Source organism: Micromonospora sp. URMC 107 (assembly GCF_051386315.1).
Classification (GTDB): Bacteria; Actinomycetota; Actinomycetes; order Mycobacteriales; family Micromonosporaceae; genus Micromonospora.
The window spans coordinates 1-25250 of record NZ_JBPQTK010000091.1; the positions used below are offsets into that span (position 1 = coordinate 1).

Consider the following 25250-nt stretch of genomic DNA (forward strand, 5'->3'; position numbering starts at 1 on the left):
CGACGACGGCCGGCACGTCCTCGGGACGTGCCGGCCGGATCGTCGGCGGACCGGTGAGGGTCACGCCTGCTTGGTCTCCCAGAAGATCTTGGAGATCTCGTCGATCTTCTGGAGCAGCTCGTCGGCCTTGGACGGGTCGGTGCCGCCCTTCGCGCCGGCGGCGCCGGCCAGCTTGGTGGCCTCGTTGAACAGCTGGTGCAGGTGCGGGTACTTCTCGAAGTGGGCCGGCTTGAAGTAGTCGGTCCACAGCACCCACAGGTGGTGCTTCACCAGGTCGGCGCGCTGCTCCTTGATCAGGATGGCGCGGGTGCGGAACTCGGGGTCGGTGTTGGCCTGGTACTTCTCGCAGATCGCCTTCACCGACTCGGCCTCGATCCGGGCCTGGGCCGGGTCGTAGACGCCGCAGGGCAGGTCGCAGTGGGCGCTGGCGGTCACGCGGGGCGTAAGGATGCGCGGAAGTCGCATCAGGATCCTCCATGGGAAGTTTGCGATGATCCAAGACGACATTACTCCTGGAGGCGCTCCAGGGAGGGCGGGTGGAGGGGAAACCGATGGGGACCGATTGCCCGACGGCGGCCCCCCGGCTGCGGTGGCCGCTGACCGCCGTGCTGGTGACCGGCCCGTCCATGTCGCCCACGCTGCGGCACGGCGACGCGGTGCTGGTCCGCCCCGGCGGCCGGGCCGTGCGCCCCGGCGACGTCGTGGTCGCGGTCTTCCGCAGCCGCCCCGACCTGCTCGTCGTCAAACGCGCCGTCCGCGCCCAGGACGGTGGCTGGTGGCTGCGCGGCGACAACGACCTGGTCACCGACGATTCCCGGGCGTACGGGGTGGCCGACGTGCGGGGCCGGGTGGTCGCCCGCTACTGGCCCCGGCCCGCGCGGGTGCGCCCGCGTCGGATATGACCCCGCTCACATCGGTGTGACGGTGGCGACACTATGCTCGAAACGTGCCCGGGTGACCCCCGCACCGCGTGCCGCCGCTCGGCGCCCCACCTCGCGCCCGCGCCGGCCGCTCCGTCTGCTCGACAGATCCTGGAGTCACCATGTCGTCCACCGTGGACCCCGCTGATCCCGTCTTCCGACTGCACCGGGGCGGCAAGATGGCCGTCGCCTCGACCGTCCCGCTGACCAGCCGGGAGGACCTCTCCCTCGCGTACACCCCGGGCGTGGCCCGGGTCTGCGAGGCGATCGCCGCCGACCCGACGCTCGCCGACGACTACACCTGGGCGTCGCACACCGTCGCGGTCGTCACCGACGGCTCGGCCGTACTCGGGCTGGGCAACATCGGCCCGCGCGCGGCGCTGCCGGTGATGGAGGGCAAGGCGGTGCTGTTCAAGCAGTTCGCCGGGGTCGACGCGGTGCCGGTCTGCCTGGACACCCAGGACGTGGACGAGATCGTGGCCGTGGTGCGCGCGCTCGCCCCGTCGTTCGGCGGGATCAACCTGGAGGACATCAGCGCCCCGCGCTGCTTCGAGGTGGAGCGCCGCCTGGACGAGGCCCTGGACATCCCGGTCTTCCACGACGACCAGCACGGCACCGCGATCGTCGTGCTCGCCGCCCTGCGCAACGCCGCCACGTTGCTCGACCGCAAGCTCGGCGACCTGCGGGTGACGGTCAGCGGCGCGGGCGCGGCCGGGGTCGCGGTGACGAAGATGCTGATCGCCGGCGGGGTGAATCCCGACCAGGTGGTCGTCTGCGACTCCAAGGGGATCATCGGCCGGCACCGGTCCGGGCTGACCGGCACCAAGGCCGACCTGGCGGCGAGCACGAACGCCGGCGGTCGCGAGGGCGACGTCACCGAGGCGCTGCGCGGCGCGGACGTGCTGATCGGCGTCTCGGGCGGGCAGATCCCGGAGGCGGCGATCGCCGGCATGGCCCCCGGCGGCATCGTCTTCGCGCTGGCCAACCCGACGCCCGAGGTGCACCCGGAGGTGGCCGCCCGGCACGTGGCGGTCGTCGCCACCGGCCGCAGCGACTACCCGAACCAGATCAACAACGTGCTGGCCTTCCCGGGCGTGTTCCGGGGCGCGCTGGACGCCCGGGCCACCCGGATCACCGACGGGATGAAGGTCGCCGCCGCCGACGCCATCGCCGGCGTGGTGGCCGAGTCGCTCACCGCCGAGGCGATCGTCCCGTCCCCGCTCGACCCCCGGGTCGCCCCCGCGGTGGCCGCGGCCGTGGCCGAGGCCGCCCGCCGCGACGGCGTCACCCGCTGAAGGACGCGGAAGGGCGCCTCCCTGCCGCCCGGCGGCAGGAAGGCGCCCTTCCCACACCGGTGTGCCCTTCTTGTGGAGGGCTCGGCTTGTTACCGTGCCGATCATGCGTGCCGCCTTCGTCTCCCGCTTCGACGACGCCAACCCGCTCGCCGCGCTCGCCGTCGGCGAGCAGCCCGAGCCGACCCACCCGGCCGACGACTGGGTGACCGTGCAGGTGCGGGCCAGCTCCCTCAACCACCACGACCTCTGGTCGCTGCGGGGGGTCGGGCTGCGCGCGGAGCAGCTGCCCATGATCCTCGGCTGCGACGCCGTCGGGGTGGACCCGGACGGCAACGAGGTCGTCGTCTACCCGGTGATCCCCACCCCGGCCGACCCGCGCGGCATCTCCATCCTCTCGGAGCACTTCCCCGGCACGCTGGCCGAGCGGGTGGCCGTACCCCGGTCGAACCTGCTGGCCCTGCCGGCGGGGCTGGCGGCGGCGGACGCGGCCTGCCTGCCGACCGCCTGGCTGACCGCGTGGCGGATGCTGACCACCAAGGGGCGGGTCGACGAGGCCGACGCCGTGCTGGTCCAGGGCGCCGGCGGGGGCGTGGCCACGGCGGCCGTCGCGCTCGCCGCCGCGATGGGCAAGCGGGTGTACGCGACCAGCCGCGACGCCGCCAAGCGGGAACGGATCGCCGAGCTGGGCGCCACCGCCGTCGAGCCCGGCGCCCGGCTGCCGGAGCGGGTCGACGTGGTCGTCGAGACGGTCGGGGCGGCGACCTTCGACCACTCGCTGAAGTCCGCCGCGCCGATGGCCCGGATCGTGGTCTCCGGCGCCACCGCCGGGCACGAGCCGAAGGTCAACCTGCGCCGCGTCTTCGCCATGCAGCTGGAGATCCTGGGCACCTCGATGGGCACCCCCGACGAGCTGGCCGCCCTGCTCGCGTTCTGCGCCGAGCGCGGCGTGCGCCCGGTGGTGGACACGGTGGTCCCGTTCAGCAGGGTCGCCGACGCCTTCGCCCGCCTGCACTCCGGCGACGTCTTCGGCAAGGTCGTCGTCGACCACACCGCCTGACCGGCGGAGCGGCTGGCCGCCCGGGCCGGGTGTCGTCGTGCCCGGGCGGTCGTCGCGCTTCGACGGTCGGTGCCCGGGTGGCCGTCGCGCTCAGACGGTCGGTGGCCGGTGCCGGGTGGCGGCGTGCGCGGTTGTCCCCTCCGCCGGGTCAGAGGCGGTTGTCGAGGGTGGCGATGTCGTCGCGGGCGGCGTCGGTGGGGATGCGGCCCTTGGCGGTCTGGTCGCCGTAGAGCGACCAGCGCAGGAACTCGACCGTGGTGTCCGAGACCACCCGCAGCGCGGCGCCGTCGCTGAGCAGCGCCCGGCCGTGGTCGCCCTTCGGCAGGCTCAGCATCGCCTTCGGCCAGGGCACCTTGTCGTAGGCGGCCTTGCCGGCGGCGTACTCGACCACCTCGTCGGCCTCGCCGTGCACGAAGAGCTGCGGGGCGGCGGCGCCCGCGAAGGCGGTGCCGACCCCGAGCGCCGTGCCGGCGAAGACCACCCCGGCGTCCAGCCGCTCGTCCCGGCCGGCGGTGAAGAGGCCGATGGTGGTCACCCCGCCGGCCGAGTGCCCGGCCGCCGCCACCCGGTCCGTGGCCAGCCGGCCGCGCAGCGGGTCGCCGGCGCGGGCGTCGAGGGCGAGCACCTGGGTCAGCACGTACGACACGTCGGCCGGCTGGTTGAGCACGTCGAGCACGTTGCCGTCGCCGCCCCGGGCGGTGTGCGGGAAGGTCGGCGCGGCCACCACGAACCCGGCCGCCGCCCAGCGCGTCAGCAGCGTCCCGTAGTCCGCCGGTCGACCGTTCAGCCCGTGGCTGAACATGACGACGGGGAACTTCCCCGTGGCGGCGTCCGCCGACCGCTCCGGCTGCCCGCCGGGCCTCCCGGCCGCCGGGTACCAGACGGTCACCGGCAGCGGCCGGTCCCCGTCGCGGTTCAGCTTCAGCTGCCGTACGCCGACGGCGAAGGCCCGGTCGGGCGCGGTGCCGGCGGGCACCCGCGGGGTGGGGGCGGCCGCCTGCGAGGGCGGCGCCGGGGCCGTGGCCTGCGGGACCGCCGCCTGCGGGGCCGACCCGGCGTCGTCGGAGCAGCCGACCAGACCGGCGGTGAACAGTGCGGAGGCGAGCAGGGCGGGGGTGACACGACGGGGCATGGGAACGATTGTGCCTCGCGGTGCGCCCCCGCCCGCCGAGAATCGACGCGGTGACCCCGCCCACGTCCCGGCCCGCCTGGCCGGGGTCCGTCCCTCATGATCCGTTGACGTCGCCCCGGGCGGTACGCGGCTCCGAGCCCGGCGGAGCGTCAACCGATCACGGGCGCCGCTCGCCGGCACCGGTGGCGCGCAGGCGGGTCAGGTCGGCGGCGTCCTTCGCCCGGCGGGGCCGGCCCGGTATCCAGACGGGGAACATCTCCTTGAACTCGATCTGGGCGGCCACCGAGATCATCGGGACGGTCAGCGGGCCGATCCGACCAGGCGGACCGGACAGCATCCCGTCCGGCAGTGCCGTACCCGTCCACGGGCCGGCGCCCACCACCACCTGCCCCATCGCGTCCCGCGCCAGGTACGCGAGGCTCATCTCGACGTCGTCGCGGATCAGGTCGAGCTGCACGTCGACGGGCATCCGCGGGTCGGGCCGCCAGCCGCGCCCGCGCAGCAGGCAGGCCAGCCGGTCGGCGTCGGCGCGCCAGCAGTACCAGTCGACGTCGACGTGCGGCCTGGTGACCTCGCCCAGGTGGAAGTCCATCGCCCAGCCGCCCCGCAGCCACACCTCGATGCCGGCCGCCGACGCCAGCCCGGCCAGCTCGGCGATGCCGTCCAGTTGCCGCCCCGCGAGACCGTCCACGGCGGCACCGTAGCTCGGCGGTCCTCCCCGCGCCACGGCGTTACGCGCCCCGGCCGCCACAGCCGCCTGGCCCGCGCCCGGGCCGGGACGGTGGATCAGCCGGTGGGGCGGGTCTCGAACGTTGTCACTCCGGGGGAGCGGGCGTCGCCGGGCAGGCGGCGGCCGGCGGCCTGGTCGCCGTAGAGCGTCCAGCGGAGGAAGTCGGTGGTCGTGGCGAGAACCTGGTCGAAGCCCGGCAACCCCGGCGTCAGGTACTCGCCGTGGCCCTGCCCGAGCAGGCTCAGGAAGGCGGTCGGGCCCGTCGTGCGGTGGTAGGCGGCGCGGCCGACCGTGGCCGGCACGATCCGGTCCGCCGTACCGTGCACGAAGAGCAACGGGGCCGCCGGCCCGGCGAAGCTGCCGGCCATCCCGCCCCCGGCGATCACGATGCCGGCGCGCAGCCGCCCCGACCGCCCGGAGGTGAACATGCCGGCCGTGGTGAAGCCGCCCGCCGAGTGGCCGGCGGCGGCGATTCGGGCGACGTCGAGGTGCCCGGCGAGCGGGTCCCCGGCCTGGGCGTCGAGCCGCACCAGGTGCCGGATCAGCCGCCAGCCGTCGGCCGGCTGGTGGCGTACGTCGGCACGGCTGAACCGGGCCGCGCCGCGCCGCGTGTGCGGGTAGGCGGGGGCGGCCACCACGAACCCGGCGGCGGCCCAGCGGGCGGTCAGCCCGGCGTGCAGCTCGGGCAGGCTGTGCAGCCCGTGGCTGTAGACCACCACGGGAAAGCGCCCGGCGGCCACCGCGCCGCCCTCCGCCGGGTACCAGACGGTCACCGGCAGGGGGCGCGCCGAGGCCGGGTCGACGGTGAAGGTGCGTACGCCGACGGCGTAGGCCGCCGTGGGCGCGGGACGGGCCGGCGGCGGTGCGCCGGGCGCGGCGGTGGCCGCCGGGGCGCAACCGGCCAGCAGCGTCATCGTCAGCACGGCGACCAGCCGCTTGATCCCCACCGCTTCACGGTAGGTGCCCGACGGCCCGGACCGGCCCCGCCGTCCGGCCCGGACGTCCCGCCACCTGGCCGGATCGTCTCCGCCGGCCGGCTCGACCTGAGGCCGGGGCGCGCGTGGTGGACGGCGGTGCGGAACGGGCTTGGCTAGGGTCACCGCCATGCCTGAGAACCAGACCGACCCGAGCGGCAACACCGCGGCGTTCCGCGCCTTCGCCCACACCGCCGAGCCCGAGGCGCCGGCCGGCGCGTCCCGGACGCCGCTGCTCGTCGGCGCGGCGGCGGTCGCCGTCGTGCTGGTCGCCCTGCTCGCCTGGCTCGCCCTGAGCTGACCGTGGCCGGCCTGAGCTGACCGTGGCCGGCCCGGGCGACCCGTGGCCGGCCCGGGCGATCCGGGGCGGGCGCCACCCTGGCCGGCCCGCACGTGACGCGCGCGGGCGGGGACGGTCAGCCGGTCGCGTCGACCACCGCGCGGGTCTGGAGGGCGATCTCGCGCTCCTCGTCGGTGCCGACGACGCAGACGGTCACCTCGGCCCCCTCGGGCGAGATGACCCGGTCGCCGGCGGCGGCGTTGCGCTCCGGGTCCACCGCGATGCCGAGCCGGTCCAGGCCGGCCAGGGCGGCGGCGCGGACCGGCGCGGCGTGCTCGCCGACGCCGGCGGTGAAGGTGACCGCGTCCACCCGGCCGAGCAGGGCGTAGTACGCCCCGACGTAGCCGGTGATCCGCCGGCAGTAGACGTCGAAGGCGAGCGCCGCCGCCGGGTCGCCGTCCGCCCGGCGCGCGAGCACCTCGCGCATGTCGTTGGCGCCGGTCAGCCCGAGCAGGCCGCTGCGGTGGTTGAGCAGGTCGTCGATCTCGTCGACGGAGAGCCCGCCCTCCCGGCGCAGGTGGAAGATCACGGTCGGGTCCAGGTCGCCGCTGCGGGTGCCCATCACCAGACCCTCCAGCGGGGACATCCCCATCGAGGTGGCCACGCTCCGGCCGCCGGCCACCGCGCAGGCGCTCGCGCCGTTGCCGAGGTGCAGGGTGATCGTGTTCACCTCCGCGTACGGGCGGCCGAGCAGCTCGGCGGTGCGCCGCGACACGTACGCGTGCGAGGTGCCGTGGAACCCGTAGCGCCGGATGCCGTACCGCTCGGCGGTGTCCCGCTCGATCGCGTAGGTCGCGGCGGCCTCGGGCAGGGTGTGGTGGAACGCGGTGTCGAAGACGGCGACCTGCGGCACCTCCGGCAGCGCCGCCCGGGCGACCTCGATGCCGGCCAGGTTGGCGGGGTTGTGCAGCGGCGCGAGCGGGACGAGGTCGCGGATCGCGGCCAGCACCGCGTCGTCGATCAGCACCGGCTCGCCGAACCGCTTCCCGCCGTGCACCACCCGGTGCCCGACGGCCGCCAGCCCGGTCAGGTCCAGCCCGTCGAGGATGCCCCGGACGGCGGTCTCGTGGTCGGCCGGCCCGCCGCCGGCCTCGCCGACCCGCTCCACGGTGCCCTTGTCGACCACCCGGTCGCCGTCGAAGAGCCGGAACTTCACCGACGACGACCCGCAGTTGAGGACGAGGACCCGCTCCTGCGGGGCGGCGGGACCGTTCATGACGACTCCTCGGTGGCGGCGGCCTGGATGGCGGTGATCGCCACGGTGTTCACGATGTCCGGCACCGTGGCGCCCCGGGACAGGTCGTTCACCGGCCGGCGCAGGCCCTGCATCACCGGCCCGACGGCCACCGCCCCGGCGGAGCGCTGCACCGCCTTGTACGTGTTGTTGCCGGTGTTCAGGTCCGGGAAGATGAAGACCGTGGCCCGGCCGGCGACCTCGCTGCCGGGCAGCTTCGTGGCCGCCACCGCCGGGTCGATCGCCGCGTCGTACTGGATCGGCCCCTCGACGAGCAGGTCGGGCCGGCGCTCGCGGACCAGCCTGGTGGCCGCCGCGACCTTCTCCACGTCGGCGCCCGCCCCGGAGCTGCCGGTGGAGTAGGAGAGCATCGCGACCCGCGGCTCGATGCCGAACCGGGCGGCCGTCTCCGCCGAGGAGATGGCGATGTCGGCGAGCTGGGCGGCGTCCGGGTCGGGGTTGACCGCGCAGTCGCCGTAGACCAGCACCCGGTCGGCGAGCAGCATGAAGAAGACGCTGGAGGCGACCGAGACGCCCGGCACGTTCCGGATGATCTCGAACGCGGGCCGGATGGTGGCGGCGGTGGTGTGGGTCGCGCCGGAGACCATCCCGTCGGCGTGGCCCGTCTGCACCATCAGCGTGCCGAAGTAGTTGGGCTGGGCGACGATGTCGTGGGCCAGGTCGAGGGTCACGCCGCGGTGCGCGCGCAGCCCGGCGTACGTGGCGGCGAACTCGTCGCGCCACTCGCTGGTGACGGGGTCGACCACCTGCGCGCCGGTGATGTCGATGCCCAGTTCGCGGGTGCGCCGCGCGACGTCGTCCGGGCGGCCGAGCAGGGTGATGTCGGCGACGCCCCGGCGCAGCAGGATCTCCGTCGCCCGCAGGATCCGTTCCTCCGCCCCCTCGGGCAGCACGAGGTGCCGGCGCCGGGCCCGGGCGCGGTCGATCAGGTCGTACTCGAACATCAGCGGGGTGACCCGCTCGGAGCGGCTGACCCGCAGCCGGCGGGCCAGGTCGTCGGTGTCCACGCAGCGCTCGAACGCGCCGAGCGCGGCCTCCACCTTGCGCGGGTTGGCCGCGCTGGGTCGGCCCTCGATCCGGCTGGACGCGGCGACGGTGTCGTAGCTGTCGCTGGGCACGGAGAGCACCGCGAGCCCGGTGTTGAGCCCTTCGACCAGCCGCATCGCCCGCGGGTCGGGCTGCTCGCCGAGGGTCAGCACGAGCCCCGAGACGGAGACCTGCCCGGCCACGTGCGCGGCGCTCGCCGCCACCAGCAGGTCGGCCCGGTCGCCGGGGGTGATCACCAGCGCGCCCTCGGTCAGGTGGTCCAGCAGCGTCGGCACGTGCGCCGCGCCGACCACGTAGTCGAGCACGTCGCGGCTGAGCGCGTCGTCGTCGCCGGCGAGCAGGGTGGCGCCGAGCGCCGCCGCCACCTCGGCCACCGTCGGCGCCGAGACGGTCGGCACCTCCGGGATGGCGTACGTGGGGACAGGCAGCTCGGGCAGCGTCATCGGGCCGGGGACCCGGTTGGCGATCACCGCCAGCACCGTCGCCCCGAGGTCCTCCAGATCGTGGTACGCCCCGCGCGCGGCGGCCGCGATCGCGGCCGGCTCCTGCCCGAAGCCGTCGACGACGGGCACCACCACGCTGCCGAACTCGGTGGCCAGCCGGGCGTTGAAGGCCAGCTCGCGGGGACCGGCCCCGTCGCCGCCGTCGGCGAAGTCGCTGCCCACCACGACCACGGCGGGACAGCGCCGCTCGACCTCCCGGTACCGCTCGACGATGCCGGTGATCAGCTCCTCCCGCCGCCCGTCGGCGACCAGCGCGGTCGCCTCGGCGTAGCTGGTGCCGCTCAGGTCGGCCAGCGGAAGCCCGATCCGGTAGCGGTCACCGAGCAGGGCGAGGATCGGGTCGGGACCGTCCCCGCGCACCAGCGGCCGGAACGCGCCGATCCGCTCGACCTGCCGGGACAACAGCTCGGCCAGGCCGAGGGCGATGGTCGACTTTCCGCCGCCGGAGCCCACGCTGGTCAGGTACACACTGCGCGCCACGCACCCACCCTAGAAGATCGCCGGGCACCCGGCTCGGGTCCAGGTACCCGTTGATCACGGAAACATGGCCCTGTCGCGGCCGGGCTACTCGTCGTCGGGGTCGTCGAGGCGGGCGAGCCAGGTGGCGAAGCGCTCGATCGGGGTCTCGAACTCGGGGTTCAGGTCGACGAAGTCGCGCAGGCGCTCGCCGAGCCACTCGACGCTGACGGACTCCTCGCCGCGCCGCTGCACCAGCTCCTCGATTCCGCGGTCCGTGAAGTACATGCTGTCGTTCCTCGCTCGTCTGTGGGGGCGTCCGGGTCGTCCGACCCGTGCCGTGGACACCGGCCGGACCACCCGGGCGGGGGGAGGCCGGACGCCGACCGGGGCAGAGCCGTCGTCGTGACGGTCCCTGCCCCGGTCGGCGGTGCTGCGGTCAGGTCACGGGCGGGGCAGGGCCGCCTCGATCAGCGCGGTCTGCTCGACCTCGTGCATCTTCGCCGAGCCGACGGCCGGGGCCGCCGCCGCCGGGCGGGAGATCCGGCGCAGCCGGACGTCCGCCAGGTGCTCCAGCAGGTTGAGCGCGACGAACGACCAGGCTCCCTGGTTGGCCGGCTCCTCCTGCACCCAGGCGAAGTCCTCGGCGTTCGGGTACGCCGCCAGGGCGGCCCGGATCTCCTCGACCGGCATCGGGTAGAGCTGCTCGATCCGGATGATCGCGGTGTCGGTGACGCCGCGCTCGGCGCGGGCCTGGAACAGGTCGTAGTAGACCTTGCCCGAGCAGAGCAGCACCCGCTTCACCTGCTCCGGCGCCGGGGTGCCCGAGTCGGGCAGCACCGGCTGGAAGGTGCCGGTGGTGAAGTCCTCCACCGGGGAGACGCAGAGCTTGTGCCGCAGCAGCGACTTCGGCGTGAACACCACCAGCGGCTTGCGCTTCGGCGACAGCGCCTGGCGGCGCAGCAGGTGGAAGTAGTTCGCCGGCGTGGTCGGGATGGACACCCGCATGTTGTCCTCGGCGCACATCTGCAGGAACCGCTCCGGGCGGCCGGAGGTGTGGTCCGGGCCCTGACCCTCGTGGCCGTGCGGCAGCAGCAGGGTGACCGCGGAGCGCTGGCCCCACTTGACCTCGCCCGAGGAGATGAACTCGTCGATCACCGACTGGGCGCCGTTGACGAAGTCGCCGAACTGCGCCTCCCAGCAGACCAGCGCGTCGATGTTCTCCACCGAGTAGCCGTACTCGAAGCCCATCGCCGCGTACTCGCTGAGCAGGGAGTCGTGCACGAAGAACCGGGAGCGCTCGCCGTCGCCGGTCAGCGACTGCAACGGCAGGTAGTCGTTGCCGGTCTGGGCGTCGACCACGGAGGCGTGCCGCTGCACGAAGGTGCCCCGGCGGGAGTCCTGCCCGGCGAGCCGGACGGTGACCCCGTCGTGCAGCAGCGAGCCGAACGCGATGATCTCGCCGAAGCCCCAGTCGATGTTGCCCTCGACGGACATCTTGGCCCGCCGGTCGAGCAGCTGCTGGATGCGCTTGTGCGGGGTGAAGCCCTCCGGCAGGTTGACGTGGGCCTCGCCGACGGCCCTGACGACGGCGGCGTCGGTGGCGGTCTCCACCTGCGGCTCCGGCTCGTCCTCCCGCTTGGGGCGGCTGAGCTGCCGGGGCGTGGTGGCCGCGTCGCGGGTGGCCTTGAAGACCCGCTCCAGCTGCGACTGGTAGTCGCGCAGCAGCTCCTCCGCGTCCTCCACGGTGATGTCACCGCGCCCGATCAGCTCCTCGGTGTAGAGCTTCCGGACGGACCGCTTCGAGTCGATGATCTTGTACATCTGCGGGTTGGACATCGACGGGTCGTCGCCCTCGTTGTGCCCGCGCCGGCGGTAGCAGACCATGTCGATGACGACGTCCTTGTTGAAGGTCTGCCGGTACTCGAACGCCAGCCGGGCGACCCGGACCACGGCCTCGGGGTCGTCGCCGTTGACGTGGAAGATCGGCGCCTGGATCATCCGGGCGACGTCGGTGCTGTAGAGGCTGGAGCGGCTGTACTCCGGGGCGGTGGTGAAGCCGACCTGGTTGTTGACCACCACGTGGACGGTGCCGCCGGTGCGGTAGCCGCGCAGCTGCGAGAGGTTGAGGGTCTCGGCGACCACGCCCTGGCCGGCGAAGGCGGCGTCACCGTGCACCGCCAGCGGCAGCACGGTGTAGCCCTCCAGCTTGAGGTCTATCCGGTCCTGCTTGGCCCGGACGATGCCCTCCAGCACCGGGTCGACGGCCTCCAGGTGCGACGGGTTCGCCACCACCGAGACCTTGACCGCGTGGTCGCCGTCGGGCGTGGTGAACTTGCCGTTCTGGCCCAGGTGGTACTTCACGTCGCCGGAGCCCTGGGTGGAGCGCGGGTCCAGGTGCCCCTCGAACTCCGAGAAGATCTTCTCGTACGGCTTGCCGACGATGTTGGCCAGCACGTTGAGCCGGCCACGGTGGGCCATGCCGATGACGACCTCGTCCAGCCCGCCCTCGGCGGAGGCCTCCAGCACCTCGCCGAGCAGCGGGATCAGCGACTCGCCGCCCTCCAGTGAGAAGCGCTTCTGCCCGACGTACTTGGTCTGGAGGAAGGTCTCGAACGCCTCGGCGGCGTTGAGCCGGTTGAGCACGTGCTTCTGCTCTTCGGGCGACGGCTTCTCGTACTTGCGCTCGATCCGCTCCTGGATCCAGCGCCGCTCCTCCGGGTCCTGGATGTGCATGTACTCGATGCCGACGCGCCGGCAGTACGAGTCACGCAGCACGCCGAGGATGTCGCGCAGCTTCATCCGCTGCTTGCCGGCGAAGCCGTTGACCGGGAACTCGCGGTCGAGGTCCCAGAGGGTCAGCCCGTGCTGGAGCACGTCCAGGTCGGGGTGCTTGCGGATCTTGAACTCGAGCGGGTCGGTGTCGGCCATCAGGTGGCCGCGCACGCGGTACGCGTGGATCAGCTCGTGCACCCGGGCGGTCTTGTTGATCTGGCCCTCGTTGTTGACCGCCACGTCGCGCATCCAGCGCACCGGCTCGTAGGGGATACGCAACGAGGTGAAGATCTGGTCGTAGAAGCTGTGCTCGCCGAGCAGCAGCTCGTGCATGACCTTCAGGAACTCGCCGGACTGGGCGCCCTGGATGATCCGGTGGTCGTACGTGCTGGTGAGGGTGATGACCTTGCTGACGGCCAGCTCGGCCAGGGTGGCCTCGGACATGCCCTGGTAGGGGGCCGGGTACTCCATCGCCCCGACGCCGATGATCGCGCTCTGGCCCTGCATGAGCCGCGGCATCGAGTGCACGGTGCCGATGCCGCCCGGGTTGGTCAGCGAGATCGTCGTGCCCGAGTAGTCGTCCATGGTCAGCTCGTTGCGGCGGGCGCGCCGGACCACGTCCTCGTACGCCTGCCAGAACTGCCGGAAGTCCATCTGCTCGCAGGCCTTGATGGAGGGGACCACCAGGTTGCGGCTGCCGTCCGGCTTGACCAGGTCGATCGCGATGCCCAGGTTGACGTGCTCCGGCCGGACCATGGTCGGCTTGCCGTCGACCTCGGCGAAGGAGTTGTTCATCTCCGGGTGGGCGACCAGGGCGCGGACCATCGCGTACCCGATGAGGTGGGTGAAGCTGACCTTGCCACCGCGCCCACGGGTGAGGTGGTTGTTGATCACGATGCGGTTGTCGACCAGCAGCTTGGCCGGGACGGCGCGCACGCTCGTGGCGGTCGGCACGGCCAGCGAGGCGTCCATGTTCTGGACGATCTTCGCCGCCACGCCGCGCAGCGGGGTGGTCTGCGGGCCGGTGGCGGTCGGCTTGGCCGCCGCGGGCTTGGCGGGGGCCGCCTTCGCGGGCGCCGGCTTGGCCGGGGCGGCCTTGGCGGCGGGCTGCTCGGGCTTGGGCTCCGGCTTCTTCTCCGCCGGCTTCTTCTCCACCGGCTGCGCGACCGCGGTGGCCGCCTCCTGCTGCCCGGCGGGCTCCGGCTTGGCGGCCGGCTTCGGGGCCTGCTCAGCTCCGCGCGGCTTCCCGGCGCCGGGCGCCGGGCGGTAGTCCGCGAAGAAGTCGTGCCAGGCCGAATCGACGCTGGTGGGGTCGGCGAGGTAGCGCTGGTACATCTCCTCGACGATCCACTCGTTCGGGCCGAAACCCGCCAGTGGGTTCTCCTGCGAAGTCTGCTGGGTCGACACGGCCGGTAATCGCCTCTTTCACGCGGGTTTGTGTGTCACGCGGTGTCCGGTGACGCCCTGCCTTCGAGCGCGCACGAGACGGCTCCCAGGCTACGCCGTACGGATGGCACAGGCATTTCCGCCTCCACCGGGTGGCCCGTTTCACAGAAGATGCCAGAAGTTCACCAAACGCTGCGTGTCCGGGCGACTGCTGGTAAGGGCCGGTGTGGGGATCGGCCCCGGTCGCGCGGCGGCGGGAGTGGTGTCCGGCACCACCCCCGCCGCCGTCCGGACGCGTCAGGAGATGTCGCGCCGCCGGGTGATCAGGACGCCGACGACCCCGCTCACCACCGCGTAGCCGATCAGCACGAGCGCGCCGACCCACCACGCGGGCGTGAAGTCCGTCTGGCCCTCGCTGACCATGACCGTCGAGGCGACGGCCGGCCAGATCACCTGCCACTTGACCACGGCCTGGCTGTCCAGCACGTTCGCCAGCAGCATGAACAACAGGCCCACCACCTGCGTGCCGACGAGGTAGAGCACCGCGGCGGTGATCACCGCGCCGAGCTGGTTGGTGATCAGCGTGCCGATGCCGATGCCGAGGACCGTCCAGATCGCGTACGCCAGCAGGTTGAGCAGCAGCGCCCGCTGCACGGCCCACTCGCCGAGCAGGGTGCCGTGGCCGTTGGCCGACAGGAACACCGCGCCGGCGGCCAGGTCGATCAGCGTGGTCACCAGCCAGAAGCCGACGCCCAGCAGGCTGGCCGCGACCAGCTTGCTGAGGATCACCGACGTGCGCCGCGGCGTCGCCAGGAACGTCGTGGTCGCCGTCTGGTGGAAGAACTCGTTGGTGACCATCAGGATGCCGATGAGCATCACGAACATCAGGCCCAGGTACTGCCCGGAGGTGTAGAGGTTCGCGGCCTGCGCCCCCGCGGAGGCCTGGTCGCCCGTGACGCCCAGGTTGTCGCCCTTGCCGCTCAACGTCTCGTTGGCGACCCAGGCGTTGAACGCGAAGGCCAGCACGATCGACAGGAACGCGGCGATGGCCAGCCACCACCATGTGCTGGTGGTGCGGATCTTGAGAAGCTCGGACCGGACGAGGTTCATCGGATGCCCGCCTTTCCGGCCGTCAGCTCCAGGAAGACCCGTTCCAGGTCGGGCCGTTCCGTGGTCAGTTCGTGCAGTTCGACGCCCGCCGTCAGGGCGACGCGGCCCACGGTCGGGGCGTCCACCCCGCCCACCAGCAGGACGCCGTGCTCGTCGACGTCGACGACGGCCGGCCCCTCCTTGAGGGCGGCGGTCAGCGCGTCGGCCTGCGGGGTGCGGACCCGGACCCGGACGCCCTGCGCCATCGAGCCGATCACCTGCTCGACCGTGCCCTGCCGGACCAGCTGCCCGGCCGCGATGATCACCACGTCGTCGGCGAGCAGCTGCATCTCCGACAGCAGGTGGCTGGAGACCAGCACCGTGCGGCCCTCGTGCGCGAGGTTCTTGAGGAACCCGCGCATCCACCGGATGCCCTCCGGGTCGAGCCCGTTGGCGGGCTCGTCGAGGATCAGCACGCGGGGGTCGCCGAGCATGCCGGCGGCGATGCCGAGCCGCTGCTTCATGCCGAGCGAGTAGCCCTTGAACTTGCGCTTCGCCGCCGGGGTCAGCCCCACCTGCGCCAGCACCTCATCGGGTCGGTGCTTCGGCAGCCCGGCCGCCGCGGCGATCACCCGCAGGTGGTTGATGCCGGTGCGGCCCTTGTGCGCGCTGGACGCCTCCAGCACGGCGCCGACGTGCCGCAGCGGGTCGGTCAGGTCGGCGTACCGCCGCCCGCCAATGGTCGCCGTCCCGCTGGTCGGCGTGACCAGGTTCAGCAGCATCCGCAGCGTGGTGGTCTTGCCGGCGCCGTTGGGGCCGAGGAAGCCGGTCACCCGCCCCGGTTGGACGGTGAACGACAGGTCGTTGACGGCCCGGACGTTCTTGTACTGCTTCGTCAGGCCGGACACCACGATCTGACCGTCACCGGTGGGGCTTCTCTGCCCGTCAGTCATTGCTCTCCTTCGTGCGGTGGCGTCGGGGTACGCCGTGACACAGCGTGGCGGGCGCGCGCAACCAGGTCAATCAGGCGCACTTCCTAGATCCACCTCCGCCTCAGGCAGGAGGCCCTCATCCCCAGGGACGATTATCCGACGTCGTCCGCCACGGCGATCCAGGTCGCCCGGGCCCAGGCCAGGAGGGTGCCGTCGGGGGCGTACAGGCTGGTGTGCACGAGCGCCTTGCGCCCCTCGCCGCCCACCATCACGCCGGTCACCACGCACTCGTCGCCCGGCTCGGGCAGCGCCGCGACCACCGCCGCGATCCGGCCGAGGACGTACGGCCGGCCGGGGGCGATCACCGCCCAGCCGCCGGGGCAGTCCAGCGCGGCCCAGACGGTGGGCGTGGTGACCGGACCGGGCACGCGGAACGGCGCGGCGGTGCGGCCGTCCGGCAGCCGCCCCGGAAAGATCCGCAGCCCGTCGGCGCGGTCCGGGCCGCAGACGTAGCAGCCCGGGAAGGGATGGTCGACCAGCCCGGGGTACGCCGCCGAGGCGGCCCGCGCGGCCGGCAGGTCCACCGGCGGCACCACCGCCCGGGGGTCCTCCGCGGGGCGGACCTGGGCGACGACCAGGCCCTGCGGGTCGCGGACCTCCCCGTCGGCGAGAGTGAGCGGGGTCTCCAGCGGGGGCGGGCGACGCAACGTCACCTCGACCGGCCCCGGGCCGCCGGCGCCGGCGGCGAAGACCCCGGCGCTCCAGCCGCCGTTGCCCGAGCCGGGTGGCCCGTTGAAGCGCGACTCGATGATCATCATTCACCTCCGGCGAGGGCGCCCGGCCCCGTCGCCGGCACGCGCCCCGGCAGCCTCGCACGCCGTCGGTCCCGGTGTTCGTCCGGTGCTGTGCCACTGTTGGGGCCGTGCCCAGGACCCACCTGTCGGCCGGCCCGACCCGCGAGGCGGCCCGGCGTCGGCTCCGCTCCCTCGCCGGTTGGGAGCTGCTGAACGTTCCCCTACAGGCGTGGGTGTGGTTCCAGCTGGTGGGCCTGCCGCTCACAGCGGCGAATCTCGCCGGCTTCGCGGCGTTCGCGGTCCTGCTCGTGGTGGGCGCGGCCTACTGGGCGCTCAAGCTGCGACAACTGCGCCGCGGGGAGCCGCGCCTGCCCGGCCGGCGTCACTTCGTCACCGCCCGCGCCGCCCTGCCGTTCCTCCTGGCCGCCGTGATCGTCGCCTGCGCCGTGGCCGCCGTGCGGGCGCCCGGCGCGCGGTCGTACCCGGGGCTGGCCTTCGGCCTCTTCGCCGCACTGGAGTACGTCAACTACTTCCACGTCCAGCTCATGCACGACAACCGGGCCGACCTGCGGCGTCTGGTCACGGTCGGGTTCCGGCGCCCGCACCTCGCCCGGGACCTGCCCGCCACCCGCTGAGACGGGCGCCAGCCCCGCCGCCCCGACACCGGCACGGGCCGTTCACCTCATCGACACCCCTCACCCCGCCGGCCGGCAACCCGGGCCGCCTACACAGGTCCCATGGCCGTTCTGCACGCCGCTGGCGCACCCCTGACGACCAGCGGTTACACCCTGCTGATCGCCGACGACCCGAGCGAGGTCGCGGCCGCGCAACGCCTCCGGCACGAGGTGTTCGCCAGCGAACTCGGCGCCGTCCTGCGCCCGGGCGCCGCCGGGCTCGACGTCGACGACTTCGACCCGTACTGCGACCACCTGATCGTCCGGCAGGAGAGCACCGCGCAGGTGGTCGGCACGTACCGGCTGCTCCCGCCGGGGCGCACCGACCGGCGGTACGCGGAGACCGAGTTCCACCTCGCCGCGCTCGACCCGCTGCGCGACGACCTGGTCGAGGCCGGCCGGTCCTGCGTGCACCCCGACCACCGCTCCGGGGCGGTGATCAACCTGATGTGGGCCGGCATCGTCCGCTACCTGCACCTGCGCGGCTCGCGCTGGCTCGGCGGCTGCGCGTCGGTGCCGGTCGCCGACGGGGGCGGGACCGTCGCACGGGTGTGGGACGAGGTCGCGGCCCGGCACCTGGCCCCGCCGCGGCTGCGCGTACGGCCGAGGCGTCCCTGGTTCGCCGAGCCGGGTGCGGCGACCGGTCCGGCGGCGGTCGACGGCCCGGCGGCGGGCGCCCTGCCGCCGCTGCTGCGCGGCTACCTGCGCCTCGGGGCCTGGGTCTGCGGCGAGCCGGCGTACGACCCGGACTTCGGGGTGGCCGACTTCTACGTGCTCTTCTCCCTGGACCGGATGAACCCCCGCTACCTGCGGCACTTCCTCGGTGGGGGCGAGCGGTGAGCGCGGCCGGACGCCTCTGGCTGCCCGTGTCGGGGTGCGGGCCGAGATGTCTCCCGGTCGACGGCGAGGTGCCGGCCGTGTCGCCGGCCCGGCGGGCGGGCCGGACCCTCGCCGTCCTCGGGATGCTGTCGGCGGGCACGGCGCTGGCGGCGCTGCTACCGGTGCTGCCGGCCGGGGACCGGGCGGCGGCCCTGCGCGGCTGGGCCCGGTGGACGCTGCGCGCGTTCGGCGTGCGCCTCGTGGTGCGCGGCCGGCCGCCCCGGCGGGCGGCGCTGCTGGTCGCCAACCACGCCTCCTGGCTGGACGTGCTGGCGTTGCTGGCCGTCGCGCCGGCCCGGATGGTGGCCAAGCGGGAGGTCCGGTCCTGGCCGCTGGTCGGGCTGCTCGCGGCCGCGGCCGGCACCGTCCTCGTCGACCGTTCCCGCCCCCGCGACCTGCCCGCGACGGTGGCCCGGGTCACCGCCGCGCTGCGCGCCGGTCGCCCGGTGGCGGTCTTCCCGGAGGGTACGACCTGGTGCGGCACCGCCGACGCGGTCGGCTGCCGGCCCGGCCGGGGGTTCCGCCCGGCGCTGTTCCAGGCGGCGATCGACGCCCGGGCGCCGGTGGTGCCCCTGCGGATCGGCTACCGGTGGGCCGCGACCGGCGTGCCGACCACGGCCGCCGCATTCGTCGGGGACGACGACCTGCTCCGCTCGGTGCGTCGGGTGCTGGCCGCCCGGGGCCTGGAGGTGCGGGTGGGCGTCTCCGCCGCACTGCATCCCGCCCGGGACGCCGACCGGCGGCTGCTCGCCCGGGCGGCCGAGTCGGTCGTGCACGTCACCGCTGCCGCCGTCGGGAGCGCGCCGGCGGGATACGCGGCATGAGGACGGCGGGAGAAGCGGGTCAGCCGACCGGGCCGATCCGCTTGGCCAGGCCGACGAACGACTGCCACGCCCGGGAGTCGAAGTGGAGGGTGCCGCCCTCGCGGTCCTTGGTGTCGCGCACCAGCACGACGCCCGGCACGTTGTCGGCGACCTCGACACAGGAACCGCCGTTGCCGCCGGACCTCGTCGACTTCCGCCACCGCGGGGTCGTCACGTCCATGACTTCGCCACCTCCTTGATCAGCACGGTCGACTGCCGGCGGGGGAGGGCCTCGTTCCGCACGATCTCCCACGTCCTGGCCAGCCTAGCAACATCGGTGGATGCGTCGACGATCTGCGCGCTGAGCTGGTTGTCCGCATGGGCCACGCGGGTGCCGTCCGGCAGTTCGGCGATGATGAACTGCCCGGCCAGCCCGAGATACATGCCGGCGTCGGCCGGGACGACGTGCAGCTGCACGTGTTCCTGCGCCGCGACGGCCACCAGGTGGTCGAGCTGCTCGGCCATGAGCCCCGGCTGGTCGAGCACCGGCCGGCGCAGCACGGCCTCGTCGACGACGGCGATGAGCTGGGGCGGCCGCTCCCGGCCGAGGATCGCCTGACGCTCCAGCCTGGACGCGACGATCCGCTCGACCTCGTCCGCCGTGAACCGGCCCCCCGCCAACGTGGCGCGGGCGTAGCGTTCGGTCTGGAGCAGGCCCGGCACGTACGCCAGCTCGAACCAGCGCAGCGTCGCCGCCTCCCGCTCGAACTCGATCCACTCCCGTAGCCAGGCCGGCGTGGCGTCCAGCCGGGCCAGCTCGCGGAGCATCCGGCCGAACCGCTCGCCCGTGTCGTGCTGGTCGTCGATCGCCTTCATGTACTCCCGCGTCGGCGGGCGACCGCCCGTCTCGACGGAGCTGACGTGCGACCCGGAGTAGCCGATCGTCCTGCCGAAGTCGTCCTGGCTCAGGCCGAGCTGAGCGCGGAACGTGCGTAGCTCACCCAGCACGTAGTTGGTGGCGGTGCCCATCGATTCCCCACATTCTGCTCGGTCCCGTCGGCGTGTCTCCCGTGCCCGCTCAGCCGGCTCGTTGACCTGCGCGGATGCGGCGAGCATGTGTCGACGGTAGTGGTGTCCTCACCAGACTGTCACCACGCGGGCCCGTTCGCCGTCATCGAGGACGTGGGCGGGTCCTGCCGGGGCCGCCCCGCTTTCCCGTGGCGGGGCGGCCCACCTCGACAGCGGGGTGGGGGAGAAGTGGTTAACCGTGGAGGCTGGCACCGGAGTCGGTGCGGACGGCACTGCGCCTGCCCGAACTGCGCGGAGCGGCGGGAGATCCGGAGCAGGAGTCCGAAGCCGGCGCCGGGAGTCTGGGACGCGCGGCCGAAGCCCGCTCCGGCGCCGCACCCGCCGCCCCGCCCGAGCAGGCCGGCTCCGTACATCCCCGGCCCCATCGGGCCCTTCGTGCCGCCTCCGGTCGGGCCGAGGGCGAACGACGCGACCGAGATCCTGTGGTACGGCGCGGCCGATCTGGCCGCCGTCGGGCGGGCGCGCCGGTCGAACGGGGGGCGCTGGTGAGGCCCGTGCTCTCCACCCGGCTCCCGCAGCCCGGCCCCGGACCGCGCCCCGGGCGCCCCCGCCACCACATCGAGGGCCGGCCGCCGCACACGCCGCTGCGACCGCACTGGGGTTGTCGCTCGTGCGGCCAGCCGTGGCCCTGCGCGACCGCGCGACTCTTGCTCAAGGCCGAGTACGAGGGCGAGCAGCAGAGCCTGTCGATCTACCTGGCGGGCCTGATGTACGAGGCGATGCGCGACCTCTACCACCTCGACCCGCGCGGCGGTCCCAGCCCCCGGGCCATGTTCGACCGCTTCGTGGCCTGGGGACCGTACCGCCGGCCGCTCGTGGAACCGGTGCCGTGAGGCGTCACGTCCGCGCTTGTCATATCGCGATGTATCGCGTTAGTGTCCTGCCATCCGGCAGGCCGGCCAAGCGGCACGCCGTGGAGGGAGGGACCGATGACCGACTGGACCGTGCACGCCCCGCAGCGGATCACCCTGGACGGGCCCGTCGACCGACTCGACGTCCACCTGCTCAGCGGTCGCCTCAACGTGGTGGCCACCGACGGGCCGCCTCGGGTCGACGTCACCCGGGTCGGACGCCGGCCGGTCCTGGTGGAGCACCGCGACGGCCGGCTCTCCGTACGCCAGCAGCGACGCTGGCGGCTCTCGGACCACGTCTTCTGGCTGGGCCCGCTGTCCCGGCTGCCCCGGGTCGACGTCTCCGTCGCGGTCCCGCCCGACGTGCTGGCCGACCTGGAACTGGTGGAGGGTCCGCTGGTCGCGTCGGGCCTGCGCGGCGAGACCCGGGTGGAGGTGACCTCCGGCCGGATCGCCCTGATGGGCCTCCACGGCCGGACGTCGGCGAAGACCATGGCGGGCCCGGTCGAGGCGCTGGGGGTGGCCGGCGACCTGGACCTGGAGACCGTCTCGGGAGAGGTGATCCTCGCCGACAGCGCGGCCGGGCGGGTCCGCGCACACACCGTCTCCGGGGCCATCACCTGCGACCTGGACAACCCCCGGCGCAGCGACATCCGGCTCAGCACGGTCTCCGGCAGCATCACCGTCCGGGTCCGGGCGGACAGCGACCTGGCCGTCCGGCTGCACACCACGTCGGGCCGGATCACCAGCGGCTTCCCCGAGGTGCGGGGCAGCGCCGTCCCGGGGTCCGTGGTGGACAGCGAGGGCGTGCTCGGCGCGGGTGAGGGTAGGCTCTCCGCGTCCGCCACGTCGGGCAGCATCGCGCTGCTCGCCCGCCCGGTGGACGACGACGAGGAGGAGCTGCCGTGACCGCCGTGTTCAGTCACGGGCGGCTCCGGCTCTACCTGCTCAAGCTCCTCGACGACGGCCCGAAGCACGGCTACGAGCTGATCCGCCTGCTGGAGGAGCGCTTCCTCGGCCTCTACGCGCCCAGCGCCGGCACGATCTATCCCCGGTTGCAGCGGCTGGAGGCCGACGGGCTGGTCGCCCACACCGCCGCCGGTGGCCGCAAGGTCTACGAGATCACCGAGGCGGGCCGGGCCGAGCTGCGGCAGCGGGCCGGCGAGCTGACCACCCTGGAGTCGGACATCACCGCCTCGGTGGAGGACCTGTCGGCCCTGGCCGGGGAGATCCAGAACGAGGTACGCGGCTCCGTCCGCGACCTGAAGCGGGAGCTGCGCGAGGCGGCCCGGCAGACCCGCCGTACCCGCTGGGCGCCCTCCGGCTCCGGCCCGACGCCCGCCCCCTCGCCCGGCCCCTCACCCACGCCGCCCACCGGCCCGTTGCCGGCGCCCGGTCCCGCACCCGCGCCCGGGTCGACGCCGCTGGACGAGTTCGACCAGCGGCTGGCGGCCTTCGCCGTCGAGGTGGGCGCCCTGGTCCGGGCCCGCCGGCCGAGCGACTCGCAGCTGCGTACGGCCGTCCGGCTGCTCGACGGCGCGCTGGACGGGCTGCGCCGGCTGCTGCGCTGAGCGCGACGGTCGCCTCACAGGTTCTTTCCAGCGACCGCCCAGCGCGGACGCAGCGAGAGCACGGATGATGGGCGGCATGGCCGCTACCCAGACCGAGGCGCGACTGCTCGTCGTCGAGGACGATCCCAACATCCTCGAACTGCTCTCCGCGAGCCTGCGCTTCGCGGGCTTCGACGTGGCCACCGCGACGAGCGGCAGCGCCGCCCTCAACGCCGCCAAGGACCACCGGCCCGACCTGGTGGTGCTCGACGTGATGCTGCCCGACCTGGACGGCTTCGAGGTCATCCGGATGCTGCGCGAGGGCGGCACCCGTACGCCGGTGGTCTTCCTCACCGCCCGCGACGCGACCGACGACAAGATCCGCGGGCTGACCCTCGGCGGGGACGACTACGTCACCAAGCCGTTCAGCCTGGAGGAGCTCACCGCCCGGATCCGGGCGGTGCTGCGGCGGACCAGCAGCGGCGAGCAGGCGCCCTCCCGGCTCACCTTCGCCGACCTGGAGCTGGACGAGGAGACCCACGAGGTGCACCGGGCCGGCCAGCGGGTGCAGCTCTCGCCGACCGAGTTCAAGCTGCTGCGCTACCTGATGCTGAACGCCAACCGGGTGCTGTCCAAGGCGCAGATCCTCGACCACGTGTGGAACTACGACTTCCGGGGCGACGACAACATCGTCGAGTCCTACATCTCGTACCTGCGACGGAAGGTGGACAACACCCAGCCCCGGCTGATCCACACCCTGCGGGGTGTCGGCTACGTCCTGCGCAAGCCGGCGGCGTGAACCCGCTCCACCAGGGCAAGGCGTGGCTGCGCGGGGTACCGCTGCGGGTGAAGCTGGTCGCCTCGGTGCTCGCCCTGGTCGCCGCCGCGCTGCTGGTGATCAGCTCGCTGACCGCCTTCTTCCTCCGCGACTACCTGGTCGGCCAGGTCGACGGTCAGATCAAGTCGGCCAGCCAGGGCCTCGGGCAGGCGCTTCCCGGGCTGCGTAGCGGCCAGATCCAGGCGATGCTGCCCAGCAGCTACGTCGTGTCGATCGCCGACGAGCAGCGGGTGTACCGGCCGGTCTACGACGACCTCAGCCTCGACCCCGAGCAGCTGCCCGACTTCCCCACGGACTGGAGCGGGTTCGCGGCGCGGGTGGGCGAGCCCCGCACCGTCCTGTCCCGGGACGGCCACACCCGCTGGCGGGTGGTCTACGCGGGGCAGAAGGACGGCTCGGTGCTGGCCGTGGGTCAGCCGCTCACCCAGGTGGACCGCGCCGTGAAGCAGCTGGTCTGGATAGACCTGCTGGTCGGCGGCGCGGTGCTGATCCTGCTCGCCTCCATCGGCGCGGCGATCGTCCGGACCAGCCTGAAGCCGCTGGTGGAGATAGAGCGTACGGCTGCCGCCATCGCCGGGGGCGACCTCACCCGGCGGGTGCCCGACCCCGAGGAGGGGCAACCCTGCCCGACCTCGGAGCTGGGTCGGCTCTCCCGGGCGCTGAACGCGATGCTGACGCAGATCGAGGTCGCCTTCACCGCGCGGGCCGCGTCGGAGACCGCCGCCCGGTCCGCCGAGGCCGCCGCCCGGGACGCGGCCGGCGCGGCGCTGGCCTCCGAGACGCGGGCCCGGCGCTCCGAGGAGCGGATGCGGCAGTTCGTCGCGGACGCCTCGCACGAGCTGCGGACCCCGCTGACCACCATCCGGGGCTTCGCCGAGCTCTACCGGCAGGGCGCGGCGAGCGCACCGGAGCAGACCGCCGACCTGCTGCGCCGCATCGAGCAGGAGGCGGCCCGGATGGGGCTGCTGGTGGAGGACCTGCTGCTGCTCGCCCGGCTGGACCGGGAGCGACCGCTCTCCCTCGCCCCGGTCGAACTGCCCGTGCTGGCCAGCGAGGCGGTCGAGGCCGCCAGGGTGATGGCGCCCGCGCGCCGGATCGAGCTGGAGGTCAGGCCCGGCTCCGGCCCGCTGGTGGTCTACGGCGACGACGCCCGGCTGCGCCAGATCATCGGCAACCTGATGACCAACGCCCTCACGCACACCCCGCCGGAGGCCTCGGTGACCCTGCGGCTGCGGTCCGAGCCCGGGAACCTGGCCGTGGTGGAGGTGGCGGACACCGGCCCCGGGCTCACCCCGGAACAGGCGGAGCGCGTCTTCGAGCGCTTCTACCGGGTGGACGCGGCGCGGACCCGGCGGGCCGGCGGCAACACCGGCACCGGCCTCGGCCTGGCCATCGTCGCGGCGCTGGTGCGCGCCCACCACGGCACCGTCGAGGTGGCCGAGACCCCCGGCGGGGGATCGACCTTCCGGGTCCGCCTCCCGCTCGTGCCGGGGGCCGAGGGCGATGGCGAGTGACTTTCAGCCAACATTCAGGTGCGTTCCAGGCGGATCGCAGTGCCGCGCGTCAAGGTGTACGCATGACCGAGCACGAGTCCGACCCGCAGCGCCGGCCGGCCCACCCCGACGCCGAGCCGTCGCACCCCACCGCCGAGCTGCCGCGCGCCGAGCGCGCGCAGTCCGACTCCGCCCCGACCGCCCCGGCCGGCGGTGACTCCGCCCCGACCGTCGGCTTCGCCACCGCGCCCGGCGGCGAGTCCGCCCCGACCGTCGGCCTGACCACCGTGCCCGGCGGCGACTCCGCCCCGACCGTCGGCTTCGCCACCGCGTCCGCCGGAGACTCCGCCCCGGCCGCCGGTGGCCCCGCCCCGGCCGCCGGTGGCCC

At 74.0% G+C, this 25250-nt stretch carries 25 protein-coding genes and 1 pseudogene; 13 read left to right on the forward strand and 13 right to left on the reverse strand.

Annotated elements, in window-relative coordinates:
* Positions 1-60: 60 nt before the first annotated feature.
* Positions 61-465, reverse strand: a complete 405-nt coding sequence (gene sodN / locus ACSNN9_RS19840; protein ID WP_088998581.1) for a superoxide dismutase, Ni — start codon at positions 463-465, stop codon at positions 61-63.
* Between the two features lie 86 nt (positions 466-551).
* On the opposite strand from sodN, the gene ACSNN9_RS19845 reads away from it, so the two are divergent.
* The 3 genes from ACSNN9_RS19845 to ACSNN9_RS19855 all read left to right on the forward strand — a co-directional run bounded on the left by ACSNN9_RS19845 (position 552) and on the right by ACSNN9_RS19855 (position 3272).
* Positions 552-902, forward strand: a complete 351-nt coding sequence (locus tag ACSNN9_RS19845; RefSeq protein WP_436674837.1) for a S24 family peptidase — start codon at positions 552-554, stop codon at positions 900-902.
* Between the two features lie 140 nt (positions 903-1042).
* The gene (locus ACSNN9_RS19850) at positions 1043-2215 is read left to right on the forward strand and encodes an NAD(P)-dependent malic enzyme (protein WP_436674838.1); all 1173 of its coding nucleotides are present in this window, start codon (positions 1043-1045) and stop codon (positions 2213-2215) included.
* A gap of 94 nt (positions 2216-2309) precedes the next feature.
* Positions 2310-3272 carry a zinc-binding dehydrogenase gene (locus ACSNN9_RS19855; RefSeq protein ID WP_436674839.1) on the forward strand — a complete coding sequence of 321 codons (963 nt, stop codon included), beginning with the start codon at positions 2310-2312 and terminating at the stop codon, positions 3270-3272.
* 148 nt (positions 3273-3420) lie between these two features.
* Here the strand turns inward: ACSNN9_RS19855 and ACSNN9_RS19860 are convergent, their stop codons facing one another.
* From ACSNN9_RS19860 to ACSNN9_RS19870, 3 genes are all read right to left on the reverse strand, one after another.
* The gene (locus ACSNN9_RS19860) at positions 3421-4404 is read right to left on the reverse strand and encodes an alpha/beta hydrolase family protein (protein ID WP_436674840.1); all 984 of its coding nucleotides are present in this window, start codon (positions 4402-4404) and stop codon (positions 3421-3423) included.
* A 157-nt stretch (positions 4405-4561) separates the two neighbouring features.
* Entirely contained in the window at positions 4562-5095 is a 534-nt protein-coding gene (locus tag ACSNN9_RS19865) for a nucleotidyltransferase domain-containing protein (protein ID WP_436674841.1), read from the reverse strand.
* A gap of 95 nt (positions 5096-5190) precedes the next feature.
* Positions 5191-6048 carry an alpha/beta hydrolase family protein gene (locus ACSNN9_RS19870; RefSeq protein WP_436674856.1) on the reverse strand — a complete coding sequence of 286 codons (858 nt, stop codon included), beginning with the start codon at positions 6046-6048 and terminating at the stop codon, positions 5191-5193.
* A 190-nt stretch (positions 6049-6238) separates the two neighbouring features.
* Here ACSNN9_RS19870 and ACSNN9_RS19875 point away from each other — a divergent pair, with 190 nt between their 5' ends.
* A complete protein-coding gene (locus ACSNN9_RS19875; RefSeq protein ID WP_436674842.1) occupies positions 6239-6409 on the forward strand; it encodes a hypothetical protein in 171 nt (56 codons plus the stop codon).
* 115 nt (positions 6410-6524) lie between these two features.
* Here ACSNN9_RS19875 and ACSNN9_RS19880 read toward each other — a convergent pair whose 3' ends face one another.
* From ACSNN9_RS19880 to ACSNN9_RS19910, 7 genes are all read right to left on the reverse strand, one after another.
* Positions 6525-7664: an acetate/propionate family kinase gene (locus ACSNN9_RS19880; RefSeq protein WP_436674843.1), complete on the reverse strand. Its 1140-nt coding sequence runs from the start codon at positions 7662-7664 to the stop codon at positions 6525-6527.
* Positions 7661-9733, reverse strand: a complete 2073-nt coding sequence (pta, locus tag ACSNN9_RS19885; RefSeq protein ID WP_436674844.1) for a phosphate acetyltransferase — start codon at positions 9731-9733, stop codon at positions 7661-7663. The genes ACSNN9_RS19880 and pta overlap by 4 nt, the downstream gene beginning before the upstream one ends.
* 84 nt (positions 9734-9817) lie before the next feature.
* A complete protein-coding gene (locus tag ACSNN9_RS19890; protein ID WP_358081249.1) occupies positions 9818-9997 on the reverse strand; it encodes a DUF6104 family protein in 180 nt (59 codons plus the stop codon).
* Positions 9998-10153: 156 nt separating this feature from the next.
* Positions 10154-13891, reverse strand: a complete 3738-nt coding sequence (locus ACSNN9_RS19895; protein WP_436674845.1) for a multifunctional oxoglutarate decarboxylase/oxoglutarate dehydrogenase thiamine pyrophosphate-binding subunit/dihydrolipoyllysine-residue succinyltransferase subunit — start codon at positions 13889-13891, stop codon at positions 10154-10156.
* Between the two features lie 276 nt (positions 13892-14167).
* Positions 14168-14980 carry an ABC transporter permease gene (locus ACSNN9_RS19900; RefSeq protein WP_358081255.1) on the reverse strand — a complete coding sequence of 271 codons (813 nt, stop codon included), beginning with the start codon at positions 14978-14980 and terminating at the stop codon, positions 14168-14170.
* Entirely contained in the window at positions 14977-15912 is a 936-nt protein-coding gene (locus tag ACSNN9_RS19905) for an ABC transporter ATP-binding protein (protein WP_436674846.1), read from the reverse strand. The genes ACSNN9_RS19900 and ACSNN9_RS19905 overlap by 4 nt, the downstream gene beginning before the upstream one ends.
* Positions 15913-16043: 131 nt before the next feature.
* Positions 16044-16706, reverse strand: coding sequence for a hypothetical protein (locus ACSNN9_RS19910; protein WP_436674847.1), 663 nt, complete (start codon positions 16704-16706; stop codon positions 16044-16046).
* 107 nt (positions 16707-16813) lie between these two features.
* Between ACSNN9_RS19910 and ACSNN9_RS19915 the strand changes: the two genes are divergently transcribed.
* The 3 genes from ACSNN9_RS19915 to ACSNN9_RS19925 all read left to right on the forward strand — a co-directional run bounded on the left by ACSNN9_RS19915 (position 16814) and on the right by ACSNN9_RS19925 (position 19062).
* Positions 16814-17320 (forward strand): hypothetical protein, encoded by a 507-nt coding sequence (locus ACSNN9_RS19915; protein WP_436674848.1) that lies wholly within the window; start codon positions 16814-16816, stop codon positions 17318-17320.
* Between the two features lie 102 nt (positions 17321-17422).
* Positions 17423-18199, forward strand: a complete 777-nt coding sequence (locus ACSNN9_RS19920; RefSeq protein WP_436674849.1) for a GNAT family N-acetyltransferase — start codon at positions 17423-17425, stop codon at positions 18197-18199.
* A gap of 77 nt (positions 18200-18276) precedes the next feature.
* A complete protein-coding gene (locus ACSNN9_RS19925) occupies positions 18277-19062 on the forward strand; it encodes a lysophospholipid acyltransferase family protein (RefSeq protein ID WP_436674850.1) in 786 nt (261 codons plus the stop codon).
* A 19-nt stretch (positions 19063-19081) separates the two neighbouring features.
* On the opposite strand, the gene ACSNN9_RS19930 is transcribed toward ACSNN9_RS19925, so the two are convergent.
* Positions 19082-19282 carry a DUF397 domain-containing protein gene (locus tag ACSNN9_RS19930; protein WP_366639390.1) on the reverse strand — a complete coding sequence of 67 codons (201 nt, stop codon included), beginning with the start codon at positions 19280-19282 and terminating at the stop codon, positions 19082-19084.
* Complete coding sequence (locus ACSNN9_RS19935) at positions 19273-20070, reverse strand: helix-turn-helix domain-containing protein (RefSeq protein ID WP_436674851.1); 798 nt, start codon at positions 20068-20070, stop codon at positions 19273-19275. The genes ACSNN9_RS19930 and ACSNN9_RS19935 overlap by 10 nt, the downstream gene beginning before the upstream one ends.
* Positions 20071-20624: 554 nt before the next feature.
* On the opposite strand from ACSNN9_RS19935, the gene ACSNN9_RS19940 reads away from it, so the two are divergent.
* The 6 genes and pseudogenes from ACSNN9_RS19940 to ACSNN9_RS19965 all read left to right on the forward strand — a co-directional run.
* Complete coding sequence (locus tag ACSNN9_RS19940; RefSeq protein WP_436674852.1) at positions 20625-20963, forward strand: hypothetical protein; 339 nt, start codon at positions 20625-20627, stop codon at positions 20961-20963.
* 96 nt (positions 20964-21059) lie between these two features.
* Positions 21060-21890 carry a DUF4097 family beta strand repeat-containing protein gene (locus tag ACSNN9_RS19945; RefSeq protein ID WP_436674853.1) on the forward strand — a complete coding sequence of 277 codons (831 nt, stop codon included), beginning with the start codon at positions 21060-21062 and terminating at the stop codon, positions 21888-21890.
* A complete protein-coding gene (locus ACSNN9_RS19950) occupies positions 21887-22552 on the forward strand; it encodes a PadR family transcriptional regulator (protein ID WP_436674854.1) in 666 nt (221 codons plus the stop codon). The genes ACSNN9_RS19945 and ACSNN9_RS19950 overlap by 4 nt, the downstream gene beginning before the upstream one ends.
* Positions 22553-22628: 76 nt before the next feature.
* A complete protein-coding gene (locus ACSNN9_RS19955) occupies positions 22629-23330 on the forward strand; it encodes a response regulator transcription factor (protein WP_089003225.1) in 702 nt (233 codons plus the stop codon).
* Positions 23327-24883, forward strand: a complete 1557-nt coding sequence (locus ACSNN9_RS19960; protein ID WP_436674855.1) for a sensor histidine kinase — start codon at positions 23327-23329, stop codon at positions 24881-24883. Before ACSNN9_RS19955 ends, ACSNN9_RS19960 begins: the two co-directional genes overlap by 4 nt.
* A gap of 62 nt (positions 24884-24945) precedes the next feature.
* A pseudogene (locus ACSNN9_RS19965) lies at positions 24946-25250 on the forward strand (peptidase S1); the annotation flags it as partial.